The organism is Actinoplanes sp. NPDC049598, assembly GCF_040675435.1.
In the GTDB taxonomy this organism is placed as follows: domain Bacteria; phylum Actinomycetota; class Actinomycetes; order Mycobacteriales; family Micromonosporaceae; genus Actinoplanes.
The window spans coordinates 1-11585 of record NZ_JBFAOX010000058.1; the positions used below are offsets into that span (position 1 = coordinate 1).

Annotated in this window: 7 protein-coding genes; 3 read left to right on the plus strand and 4 right to left on the minus strand. The window is 70.2% G+C overall.

All coding sequences use genetic code 11. The features are described from left to right. Positions 1–286: 286 nt before the first annotated feature. Entirely contained in the window at positions 287–706 is a 420-nt protein-coding gene (locus tag AB0J66_RS49520; RefSeq protein ID WP_364676478.1) for a hypothetical protein, read from the minus strand. 115 nt (positions 707–821) lie between these two features. Here AB0J66_RS49520 and AB0J66_RS49525 point away from each other — a divergent pair, with 115 nt between their 5' ends. After that, positions 822–1622: a helix-turn-helix transcriptional regulator gene (locus AB0J66_RS49525; protein ID WP_364676481.1), complete on the plus strand. Its 801-nt coding sequence runs from the start codon at positions 822–824 to the stop codon at positions 1620–1622. Between the two features lie 64 nt (positions 1623–1686). Here the strand turns inward: AB0J66_RS49525 and AB0J66_RS49530 are convergent, their stop codons facing one another. Next, complete coding sequence (locus tag AB0J66_RS49530) at positions 1687–2616, minus strand: siderophore-interacting protein (protein WP_364676484.1); 930 nt, start codon at positions 2614–2616, stop codon at positions 1687–1689. A 109-nt stretch (positions 2617–2725) separates the two neighbouring features. Beyond that, positions 2726–4660, minus strand: a complete 1935-nt coding sequence (locus AB0J66_RS49535; RefSeq protein WP_364676487.1) for a P-loop NTPase — start codon at positions 4658–4660, stop codon at positions 2726–2728. Positions 4661–5953: 1293 nt separating this feature from the next. Here AB0J66_RS49535 and AB0J66_RS49540 point away from each other — a divergent pair. Next, the gene (locus tag AB0J66_RS49540) at positions 5954–8848 is read left to right on the plus strand and encodes a glycoside hydrolase family 3 C-terminal domain-containing protein (protein ID WP_364676490.1); all 2895 of its coding nucleotides are present in this window, start codon (positions 5954–5956) and stop codon (positions 8846–8848) included. 82 nt (positions 8849–8930) lie between these two features. Then, positions 8931–9938 carry a LacI family DNA-binding transcriptional regulator gene (locus tag AB0J66_RS49545; RefSeq protein ID WP_364676492.1) on the plus strand — a complete coding sequence of 336 codons (1008 nt, stop codon included), beginning with the start codon at positions 8931–8933 and terminating at the stop codon, positions 9936–9938. Between the two features lie 36 nt (positions 9939–9974). Here AB0J66_RS49545 and AB0J66_RS49550 read toward each other — a convergent pair whose 3' ends face one another. After that, a complete protein-coding gene (locus AB0J66_RS49550) occupies positions 9975–11045 on the minus strand; it encodes a PrsW family glutamic-type intramembrane protease (protein ID WP_364676494.1) in 1071 nt (356 codons plus the stop codon). Between the last annotated feature and the right edge of the window lie 540 nt (positions 11046–11585).

Below are 11585 nucleotides of genomic sequence, written 5' to 3' on the forward strand. Positions count from 1 at the left end.
GTACTGCACTCGGGAGGGTGTGGGAGAGTAGGACGCCGCCGGACTCAACGTGAAACAGTAGGCCCACCCCTCAGGGGTGGGCCTACTGTCATTTCCAGACCCTTTTACCGTCCTCGGGACAACCATGCGGCTCGCCTTACCGGCAGCTCCGATGGTTTTCGGCTGCGCACTGCGCGGTCGGAACATTCACCCAGGAGAAGTTGCGGGATCGCGCCGCGACGGAGACGGCCAGGGCATCGCCAAGGACCTCGCTTCGTCGTGTTCGGATGGCTGTGCGTGGTTGCGGCTAGTCGATGAATTGGTAGTCGCTGAGGATGTGGCCGCTGGGGTCGAGGATGAGGATCTCGAGGCCGGTGCCGGCGACTTCGTTGTCCGTGCGGGAGACCATCTGCCAGCGGAACTTGATCACATTGTGGAGGCGGCCGGCGTCGCCTTGAGGGCGGAAGGTGAAGGTGCCGGGGGCGATGAACTCCTCGTAGGCGCGGGTCACGCGTAGCTCCAGCTCGTTGTGGCCGCGTGCTTCCAGAGCTGCGCGGGCGAATCCCAAATGCTCTGCGGCCTGCCGCATGTCTTGCGGTGCCTGGAGGACGTGGACTCCGTCGGGGGACCACAGGTCCTCGACGGCGGCGCGGCGACGTTTGCGATCGGATTCGGTCCACACGGCGACGTAGCGTGTGGTGAGCTTCTTCAGATCGGTGTCAGTCATCAGGGGTCCTTGATCGTGGATGATCGGTGTCACTGGAACTCTGCTGCTGTGGCGGCGGCCCGACAATTCCCTGCGAGGAATCGCCAGGCGGCGCGGCAGCCGTTACACAGGAGGAATGATCACCGAGGTGGCCGGAGGTGCGCTTGCCGGTGCGTTGCGCATGTGGCGCACAAGGCGGCGCGTGAGCCAACTGGAGCTGGCGGTGCGCGCCGGAACCACGCAGCGGCACGTCAGCTTCATTGAGAGCGGACGCTCGACGCCGGGGCGGTCGATGATCATTCGGTTGGGTGAGGCGCTGGAGGTGCCGATCCGCGAACGTAACGAACTACTCCTGGCGGCCGGCTTCGCGCCCGCGTACCCGCAAAGCGACCTCAACGATCCGCAGCTGCAGCCGATCCGGGCCGCCCTTGATCGTGTTCTGGAGGGGCACTTGCCCTACCCGGCGGTGATCGTCGACCGGGACGGCGATCTGGTCTCGGCCAACGCCGGATTCCGGGTGATCACCCGCGGTGTGGACCCGCGACTTCTGACCGCGCCGGTGAGCGTCCCCCGGGTTCTGCTGCATCCGCGCGGTCTGGCGCCGCGAATCGGCAACCTGGACGAATGGGCGTGGCACATCATCGACCGCGTTCGGGCCGAGAACGCCCGGAACCCCACCGACAAGCTTCTGCACCTCGCCGCGGAGCTCGCTGATCTGGCGCCGGCGCGTCCACGGCTTCCGTCGCCCCATCACCTTGGGTTCGCGGTGCCGCTCCAACTTCGCACTAGTGAGCCGGACGCCCGCGACCTGCGGCTCATCACCACGCTTACCCACTTCGGCACGGCCACCGACGTCACCATCGCCGAACTGCGGCTGGAAGCCTTCCTCCCCGCCGACGAAGCAACCAGCACCGCCCTGACCGAGCTCGTCGCCTGACGAACGGGCCGGAAACACCTCTCCTGGCACAGTCCCGATGAACGACCACCGCTCGGGGCGGGAGTTAGTTGTCTTCGGCTTTGCCCTGGCGCCAGTAGCCCATGAAGGCGACCGAGCGGCGGTCGACGCCGCACTCGGAGACCAGGTGGCGGCGGAGGGTTTTGATGGCGGCGGCCTCGCCGGCCAGCCAGGCGTAAAAGCGGGTGGTGTCCGTGAGGGGCTCGGGGACTTCCCAGAGGATGTCGTGGTCTACGTCTACGTCTTCGAGTTCCTGGGGGGAGGGGGTGGGTGCGGCGTCGCCGAGGATGCGGCGGGTGGCTTGGCGTACGGCGGGGATGAGCTTTTCGCCCTGGGGAGCGCCGTTGCGGGGGAGCCAGGTGATGCGGACTTCGGCGGGGGCCGTCACGTCGGGGAGGCGGTCGGCGTCCTCGGGGACCTCGAGCAGGGCCTCGCCGCGGGCGTCGGCTGGGAGGTTGGCCAGGATGGAGGCGATGGCGGGGACCGCGGTCTCGTCGCCGCCCAGGAGGATGCAGTCGGTGTGGGCCGGCGGGTGGAAGTCGATGCCGCCGTGCAGGCCGGTGAAGTCGGCGTTGGGGCCCATCAGGAAGGCCTGGTCGCCGGGGCGGGCTTCGGCGGCGAACTTCGAGGCGGGGCCGGTGCTGCCGTGCAGGACCATGTCGACGTCCACCTCGTTGAGATGGGGGCGTACAGCCCGGATGGTGTAGGTCCGGATCGGGTTGCGGTGCTCGGCGGGCAGGTCACGCCACTCCCCGTACCAGTCGGGGCCGGTCGGCAAGTGGGCGAAGCCCACGCCGGGGAGTGCGGTCAGCAGCTTGATGCGCTGGTCGAAGCCGTTGTCGGCGAACTTGTGGAGGTCGTCGCCGGTGAAGGTGATCCGCACGAAGTTGGGGCTCAAGCGGTGGACCTGCCGGACCTCGACGGCGAAGAAACGCCACGCGAGTACGGCCTCAGTCTGCTCGGCAGTCTGGGTCACGGGGGCCTCCCTCAGAACGCGCGCGGGCTGAGCGACCCGGCTTAAGGTATGGCTAACCTAACCTGAACCGGTCATGAGGCACCACCCGGCCCCCGGGAAGTGTGAAAAGTCAGTGGTCGGCGGTGGGGTTGTCGCGCTTCTGCTCGGCGGTGACTTTCGCCTGTACGCGGGCGGCCGCCTCGGCTGCGGCGGCTGAGGAGTAGACGCGGGGCTTGGGGACGGCGGCCTTGGCGCTTACCGAGGGCGGGCTCTGAACGAACGGCGGGGCCGAGGCGGGCCGGCTGGACGACGAAGCGGGCGGAGCCGAGGCCGGCCGGTCGGCGGGCGCCGGCTGGGCCTTCGAGGACGCCAGCGAGTCAGGGCGCGTGGGAGGCGAAGCTGGTGCGGTGGGCGAGCTGGGCGTGGCCGGGGAACCGGCGGGGGCGGAGGAGGTCGGGTCACGGTCGGTGGGCGTACGGGCGAAAGCGGGACCCGTTGCGGTGGCCTGCCGAGGAGAGGACTTGGTGCCGGGTGCCGAGGCGCGGGCCAGCGCGGCCAGGCCGGGGGCGGGCTGAGCGTCGGCGGAAGTGGCGGAGGGCGCGGCGGCGGGGGCCGGGGCGGGGCCGGCGCCGGAGACAGGGGCGGCGGTGAAGGTTGGGCTTGCGGCGGCGTGCGAGGGGGCGGCGGGGGAGAGGGCCGTGGGCTGATCGGAAGGATCCTCCAAGGCTGCGAAGCGGTCCGGGCCCGCACTAGTAGTGGGGGCGGGGGCCCGGCCGGCGCGGGTGTGGGGGACCAGGCCGCCGTTGCGTTCGGGGACGCCGATCAGGACGGCGGCCACGGCGCCGGCGGTGGCGGCGGTGAGTTCCGAGGCGGCTCGGCGGGCTGTGGTCCGGGTCAGGCGGTTGTAGTCGGCCACCAGGAGGACCGCGTCGCTGACCGAGGCCAGGGCTACGGCGTCGGCCACCCGCAGGGCGGGGGCAGAGTCCAGGACTATGACGTCGCACTGGTTCTTGAGCTCGCGGAGCATGTCGCCGAACGAGGTGGCGAGCAGGTCGGGTGCGCCGTCCTGGTCGGGGCCGGCGGCCATCAGGCGCAGGTTGGGGACCGGGCCGGGGCGCAGCGCCGAGGCGCCGCTGATGTCGCCGGTCAGGATGCCGGTCAGGCCGCGGTCACGCGAGAGCTCGAACATCTGGTGCAGGACGGGACCACGTACGTCCGTGTCGATCAGCACCACCCGGCGGCCGGACTGGGCCAGGACGATGGCCAGGTTGGCCGCGGTGGTGCTGCGGCCCTCGCCCCCGTGGGCGCTGGTGACCAGGACGGTGGCCGGGCCCTCGAGGCGGGCCTCGAGGCGGGCGCGGAGATAGCGGTACGCCTCGGCGTCCGCCGAAGCCGGCGAACGCAGCAGCACCGGAAGCGGCGCGCCCGGGCCGTGCGACCGAGGAGCGCGCGGGATGGTGGCCAGCACCGGCAGGCCGGTGAGCTGCTCGAAATGGTTCCGGCCGTGGACCCGGTCCCGGGAGCGGTACCGCGCGAGGAGAACACCGAGGATGAGGCCCACGGCGGCGCCGATCACCACGTACAGCCAGAGGGGTAACCATGTCACCCGGCTCGCGGAGGCAGCCGGGGTGACCAGCGTGGCGGAGAGGCCGGACTGGGCGGTGGTGGCGTTCCGGTACGAGAGGTACTGGGTGGCCACGGTCTGGGCCCGAGTGCGCGCAGTGGCGGCGGTCGATGCTTCGTAAGCGATGGCCACTGACGTGCCGGCGGCGGGAGTGACGCGGAGACCGTCGGCAAGGGTCTGCTGGCTTACGCCGAGTGAGGTAGCGGCCGGGCGGAGCACGGCGGAGGAGCTAGCAATCTCGCTCTCCGTAGCCGGATCGGCGGGCATCGGCGTGATGTTGGCACGCAGGCGCGGCTCGACCACAACCGTGGCCTCGGCCCGGTAGCGCGCTGGCTCGAGCAGGCTCAAACCCCAGGCCCCGGCCCCGACCACGATCATCAGGAGCAGAGTCCACCAGCCGTAGCCGCGAATCAACCGCGCCGGCTCGCTCGTCGTCGTCATCCGGGCCGTCCTCCCGTCACGCCGCCTCGATCGGAGCCTAGGCCCGACCGTCACAGACCGCTACCAGAAATCACGAGCCCCAACCGCCCCGCGGTTCAATTACCCCTACCTCTCTCGCCTGCTCCCGCCCGTTCAGCCCTTCCCCGGCCGCCGAGCCCGACTCCGCCGTGCCGTGCCGTGCCGTTCGTTCGCTCGCCGCCCGCCGGCCCTCTCCGCGCCGTTCGTTCGACTGCCTCCGCCGCCCGCCGGACTCCTCCGCGCCACTCGCCCGGCTGCCTCCGCCACCGGCCCAAGCCCTTCCCGACCGCCGGGCCCGAGTCCTTCGTCCGGCTCGTTGGCCTGCCTCCGCCACCGGCCCAAGCCCTTCCCGGCCGCCGGGCCCGAGTCCTTCGTCCGGCTCGTTGGCCTGCCTCCGCCACCGGCCCAAGCCCTTCCCGGCCGCCGGGCCCGAGTCCTTCGTCCGGCTCGTTGGCCTGCCTCCGCCACCGGCCCAAGCCCTCCCGCTCGTCCGAGCCTTCTTCGCCGCTCGCCTCATCGGCGCCGCCCACCCCAGCCCTTCCTCTCTCCTCCACTTCCCATAGCTCGGTCGGTCGGGAAGCCGGGAAGGGGGAGGCCGGCGGGGTGGGCCCCGGGAGGGGAGGCCGACGTGCAGGCCGGCGGGGTGGGCCCCGGGAGGGGAGGCCGACGTGCAGGCCGGCGGGGTGGGCCCCGGGAGGGGAGGCCGACGTGCAGGCCCGCCGGGTGGGTCCCGGGAGGGGAGGCCGACGTGCAGGCCGGCGGGGTGGGTCCCGGGAAGGGAGGCCGACGTGGAGGCCGGCGAGGTGGGCCCCCGCGAGGGCGGGCCAGCGCGGTGAGCCGGGAGGGCGAGGCCGACGTAAAGGCGAGCGGGGATGGCGAGGCGGGCGAGGTGGGACGGGAGCGGGAGGCCGGCGGGGGTGACCTGGAGAGGAAGCGGACGTGGAGGCCGGCCGCCGGCAAAAGCACCATCGCCCGCGCGCTGGCCCGCCGCCACGGCCTGGCAGGAGAGCGGATGTGGAGGCCGGGAGGGGACGCGAGCCTGGACGCCGACGGAGTGGGGCCAGGAGGGTCTGGCTGGACGGTGAGGCGTCGGTGATGTTGGCGGGGGTCGATGTTAACGGGGGATTTCGGGTGGGGTGTGGACAGGGTTTGTGTGGGCCTCTAGGGTGGGCGATACCGCCGATAATCGAAGCGCTTCGACGATGATGACCCGCTTGGGCAGAGTGGGGTGATTCGTCGTTCTCGGAATGCCATCCTTCGATCGGAGAATCGTCCATGCGAAGGCGTTTCCTTGCTGTGCTGGCCGCGGCCGTGCTGGTCGCGCCGGCTGTTCCCGGTGTCGCGCACGCGGGGCCGTCCTATCCGTTCCGGGATCCGCGGCTGCCGTTGGCGGCGCGGGTCGACGATCTTGTCGGGCGGCTCACGCTCGATGAGAAAGTGTCTCTCCTGCATCAATATCAGCCCGCGATCCCGCGGCTGGGCATCGACTTCTTCAAGACCGGGACCGAGGCGCTGCACGGCGTCGCCTGGTCGACCGACATCGACAACAACGGCGCCGTGGTCACCGCCGACGGCACCTCTTTCCCGCAGGCCGTCGGGCTGGCCAGCACGTGGGATCCGGACCTGATCAAGAAGGTCGGGTCCGTGGTGGGCGACGAGGCGCGCGGTTTCCACGCCGAGAATCCCCGCGTTTTCGGGCTCAATCTGTGGGCCCCGGTGGTCAACCTGCTGCGTGATCCCCGGTGGGGGCGCAACGAGGAGGGCTATTCGGAGGATCCCCTGTTGACGGGCGCCATTTCCACCGCGTACGGCAAGGGTCTGCAGGGTCCTGACCCGGCGAAGCTGAAGACCGCGCCGACGCTGAAGCACTACCTGGCCTACAACAAGGAGACGCTGCGCGACACGACCTCGTCGAATGTGCCGCAGCGGGTGTTGAACGAGTACGACCGGCAGGCGTTCAAACCGGCGCTGACCGCGAATGCGGCGACCGGTGTGATGGCGTCCTACAACCTCATCAACGGGCGCCCGGCGACCGTGGATCCCGACCAGGCCACGCTGTTGCGCCGGTGGGCCGACTATCCGTTGTTCAACGTGAGTGACGCGTGGGCGCCGAATGGCCTGGTCCAGTCGCAGAAGTATTTCGCGACGCAGCCCGAGGCCGACGCCGCGCTGATCAAGGCCGGGCTGGACAGTTTCACCGTCGACGACATCAATGCGGTGCCGACCGTGACCGCGGTCAAGCAGGCGCTCGCGCAGAGATTGTTGACCGAGAAGGATGTCGACAAGGCGGTCGGGCACGCGCTGAGCATTCGGTTCCGGCTCGGCGAGTTCGATCCGGGCGGCGGACCGTACAGCAAGATTGGCGCCGAGGTAATCAACACTCCCGCCCATCAGAAGCTCGCCCGCGAGACGGCGGGTGACGCGATGGTGCTGCTGAAGAACAACGGTCTGCTGCCGCTGAAGAAGGACAAGACCGCGGTGATCGGGCCGTTGGCCGACACGCTCTACACCGATTGGTACGGCGGAAAGCTGCCGTACGAGGTGACGGCCGTCGACGGCATCAAGGAGCAGGCCAAGGAAACGGTGAGCAGCACCGGATCCGACCGGATCGCGCTCAAGTACGGCGACCGCTATCTGGCCGGCGGGCCGGACGCGGCCACGGTCAGCGCCCCGAGCGCCACGGCCGAGGCGCAGTTCGACGTGGTCGACTGGGGACAGGACGTCCTGACGCTGCGCAATGTGGCCAACGGCAAGTACCTCGGCAACACCAACGGCGTCTTCACCACCCGTGACGACCAGCCCAACGGCTGGTACGTGCAGCAGCAGTTCAAGCTGGAGGCGCAGGCCGACGGCACGTTCGCGCTGCGCTACGCCGGTTACGAGACGCTCGAGAGCTGGTTCGGGCCGAACAAGTACATCACCGTCGGTGCCGACGGGAAGCTGACGCTCGGTTCACCCGACGCGGCCAGCGCGGCCCACTTCACCCGCGAGGTGCTGCGCAGCGGCGTCGACGAGGCGGTCGCGGCGGCCAAGAGCGCCGGCACCGCGGTGCTGGTGGTCGGCACCAACCCGTTCATCAACGGGCGCGAGGCGCACGACCGGACCTCGCTCGCGCTCGGCGCCGGGCAGGAAGCCCTGGTCAAGGCCGTGGTCAAGGCCAACCCGCGTACGGTCGTGGTGCTGCAGTCGAGCTACCCGGAGACGATCAACTGGCTGCAGCAGAACGTCCCGGCGGTCGTGTGGACCACGCACGCGGGCGCCGAGACCGGGCACGCGATCGCCGACGTGCTGTACGGCGTCCGGAATCCGGCCGGCCGTTTGACGCAGACCTGGCCGGCGTCGGAGAGCCAATTGCCGTCCGACCTCGATCAGTACGACATCATCACGACCCGGCAGACCTATCTCTACAGCAAGCAGAAGCCGCTCTACCCGTTCGGCTACGGCCTTTCGTACACGTCGTTCAAGTACGGCAAGCCGCAGATCGGGAACGGCCGGGTCACGGTCAAGGTCACCAATACCGGAAAGCGGGACGGCGACGAGGTGGTCCAGCTGTACACGCATCAGCGGACGTCGCGCGACACCACAGCGGGCAAACAGCTGCGCGCGTTCGACCGCGTACACCTGAAGGCCGGGGAAACGCGGACCGTGACGTTGCCGCTGAGCAAGAATGACCTGGCTCGATGGGACCAGACGCGTGGCCGCTGGATCGTGGAATCGTCGGAATACGACGTCCTGGTCGGCGCCTCGTCCGGTGACATCCGGCAGAGCACGACGTGGAAGGTCAAGGGCGAGACCATTCCGGCCCGCGATCTGTCCAGGGTCACCCGGGCCGAGACCTTCGACGCCTATTCCGGGGTGCGGCTGCTCGACGAAAGCAAAGCGGCCGGCACCGTGGTCGGTTCGACGGCCGCCGGGCAATGGACGGCGTACAAGGACGTTGCCTTGAGAAATGCCGATTCCCTGACCGTACGCACGTCGGGCAGCGGCACGATCGAGGCGCGTCTCGGATCGCCGGCCGGGAAGCTCATCGGCACCGCGAAGGTCGCCGCGACCGGCGACGTCTACAGCTATTCGACGACAACCGTGCCGGTGGCCCGGACCGGCGGGCGCCAGGACGTCTATCTCGTCTTCAGCTCGGGGGTGCGTTTGTCCCAGTTCTTTATTCGGTGAGAGGGGAACCCGCCCGTCGGCTCGGTCAGCCGGCGGGCGGGGCCCTCACAGTAAGTAGGATCGGGCGCCTAGGGGAGGGCAGATGCCGACGATCAATGATGTGGCGCGCGCGGCCGGTGTCTCGCCGAGCACGGTGTCGTACGTGCTGAGCGGCCGGCGGCCGATCTCGGCCCAGACCCGCGAACGGGTCCAGGCGGCCATCGCCGAGCTCGGCTTCCACCCGCACGCCGGGGCCCGGGCCCTAGCCAGCAGCAAGACCAACGTGCTGGCGCTGGTGGCGCCGCTGCGGCTCGACGTCAACGTCCCGGTCATCATGCAGTTCGCGACGGCGGTGGTGACGGCGTCGCGCACCCACAACCACGACGTGCTGCTGCTGACCAAGGACGAGGGCACGGCCGGGCTCGAACGGGTCGCGCACAGCACGATGGTCGACGCGCTGATCGTCATGGACATAGAGCGTGAGGACGTACGCCTGCCGGCGCTCCGCGGCCTGAAACAGCCGTCCGTGCTGATCGGGCTGCCGAACGACCCGCTCGGCATCGCCTGCGTCGACCTCGACTTCGCGGCCGCGGCCGGCGAGGCCCTGCGCCACCTGGCCTGGCACGGCCACCGCAAGATCGCCCTGGTCGGCCCCTCGCCGGCCGTCTACCGCCGCGGCACCACCTACGCCGAGCGGTTCCTGACCGGCTTCACCGAGGCCTCGGAGTCGCTCGGGCTGAGGACTCTCGCTCACCCTTGCGAGCCTGACGTCGAGGGCGTACGCGCGTGCCTCGACGACATCGACGCCCAGCTACCCGGCGCGACGGCGCTGGTGGTGCACAACGAGGAAGCCCTGCGCCCCCTGCTCGACCTGCTCCGCGCCCGCGGCAAGCGGGTCCCGGAGGACCTCTCGATCGTGGCCATCTGCCCGCGCGACGTCGCGATCAACATGCCGCTGCCGCTGACCTCGGTCGACATCCCGGCCCACGACGTCGGCGGCCTGGCCGTGGAGACGGCGATGCGGCTGCTGGACGGCCGCAGCATCGAGCCGGTACGGCTTCTGCCGCCCACCCTGGTGGAACGAGACAGCTGCGAGCCGCCCCGCCGGTGACCGGTCAGCCGTGGCTGATGTGGCGCGTCGCCCCGGTCAGCCGTGGCTGATGGGGCGGCCGGAGCGCCAGACCGAGCGGAGCCAGAGGATCGCGACCACCGTGATCAGGACCGTGCCGCCGATCGAGAAGACCGTGAACAGGTGGATCTGCTGGTCGGTCGGCTGCGGGATCCAGCCCCGCTCGAACAGGGCCTGCTGGCGGTCGGTGCTGGTGATGATCCAGGTCAGGTAGACGGCGATGCCGTGCATCGAGTCCCAGAGTGCGTGCAACAGGGCCACGCCCAGATAACCGACGATCAGGGTGCCGGTCAGCCGGAAACCGCCGGTCGTCGAGACTGCGCCGGGCGGTGTGGAGTTGCCTGATGCGGTGCCCGCGAATGGGATGCCGGCGCTCGCCCCAGCCGTGCTCCTCGATGCCGCGCTCGGCTCGGGCGCGTTTCTCGATGCCGCGCTCGGCTCGGGCGCGTTTCTCGATGCGGCGCCTCGGGCGGCGGTGGCGAAGAGCAGGCCGCCGAGGATCGCCGTCCACAGGCCGTGACCGAACGGGGCGAGCAGCCCGCGCAGGATCTCGGTCTCGACCAGCGCCCGCAGCGAGAGGCCGTCCACGGTGATCAGCGCGTTGAGCGCGTAGCCGGCCGACTCGAAGGCGGCGAAGCCGAACCCGACGGTGGCGCCGAGGACCACGCCGCTGCGGATCGACTTGCCGGCCAGATGACGGGTGAGCAGCCACAGCGCGACCAGCTTGACGGCCTCCTCGATCAGGCCGACGCCGGCGAACATCCAGACCGAGGGATGAAGGAGGTACGACTCCAGGACGGACGCGCCCAGCACGCCGAGGATGCCGCCGACAACGAACAGGCGGAACAGCGCCTCGACCGTGATGACCTCGTCGCGATGCCCGTAGGCCCAGGCCACGAAGGTGACCGGGACGAGGAAGCTGCCGAGCAGCACGAGGGTCGGCACGAGGTTCGCGTTGGCCGTGGCGAACGTGACCGCGACCGTCGCCAGCCACAGCAGCAGGCCCGTGATCAGGATGACCGCCCAGGCCGGTCGCCCGCGCCTGGACACCACCGGCGCCGCCGCGGCAGCGGATGTCGAGAAGGTCATGCCGCCAGGCTGGCCCATCCCGCCGGCAGCAACCTCCCCCGGAAAAGGTGAAGTCTCGTCCATCCTCGACACCCACAGCCGAACACGCCGCTACGCCGACCGGCGCCCATAGGACGCGGGGCGGGCCGAGTGGGTGGGCCCTGCCGAGTGGGTGGGCCCTGCCGAGTGGGTGGGCCCTGCCGAATGGGTGGCGCCGGGGCGGTCCAGCGGGCCGGGCTGGTCGGGGAGGGTTGATGAGTGACGGGTTTCGATGCGGTGGGGGGTGCGTCGGAGGGGGCGGTGGATGGAAGGGGTGGGGTGACAGGCCGGCCCGTTCTGGGTGAGGGTGGGGGTGGGAGCGTTTCCAAGCGTGATGGGGGTCTCTCGATCACGGGTCAGGAAATGTCTTTGTCACACCGTTGACATGTGCGCGTGAGCGGGCCTAGCGTCACCGGAAAGTCCCGTCGTCGAAGCGCTTCGACGAGGTGAGTTGATTTTAAGGTGACGCGGAAAAACCAGGCCTAACAGATCGGAAGTGAAATGTTCTGGACGCGCGGCACG

Bases quoted from the DNA above. Each gene is read 5' to 3' on its own strand.
- AB0J66_RS49520 (WP_364676478.1), bottom strand. From the start codon at position 706: ATGACTGACACCGATCTGAAGAAGCTCACCACACGCTACGTCGCCGTG.
- AB0J66_RS49525 (WP_364676481.1), top strand. From the start codon at position 822: ATGATCACCGAGGTGGCCGGAGGTGCGCTTGCCGGTGCGTTGCGCATG.
- AB0J66_RS49535 (WP_364676487.1), bottom strand. From the start codon at position 4,660: ATGACGACGACGAGCGAGCCGGCGCGGTTGATTCGCGGCTACGGCTGG.
- AB0J66_RS49540 (WP_364676490.1), top strand. From the start codon at position 5,954: ATGCGAAGGCGTTTCCTTGCTGTGCTGGCCGCGGCCGTGCTGGTCGCG.
- AB0J66_RS49545 (WP_364676492.1), top strand. From the start codon at position 8,931: ATGCCGACGATCAATGATGTGGCGCGCGCGGCCGGTGTCTCGCCGAGC.
- AB0J66_RS49550 (WP_364676494.1), bottom strand. From the start codon at position 11,045: ATGACCTTCTCGACATCCGCTGCCGCGGCGGCGCCGGTGGTGTCCAGG.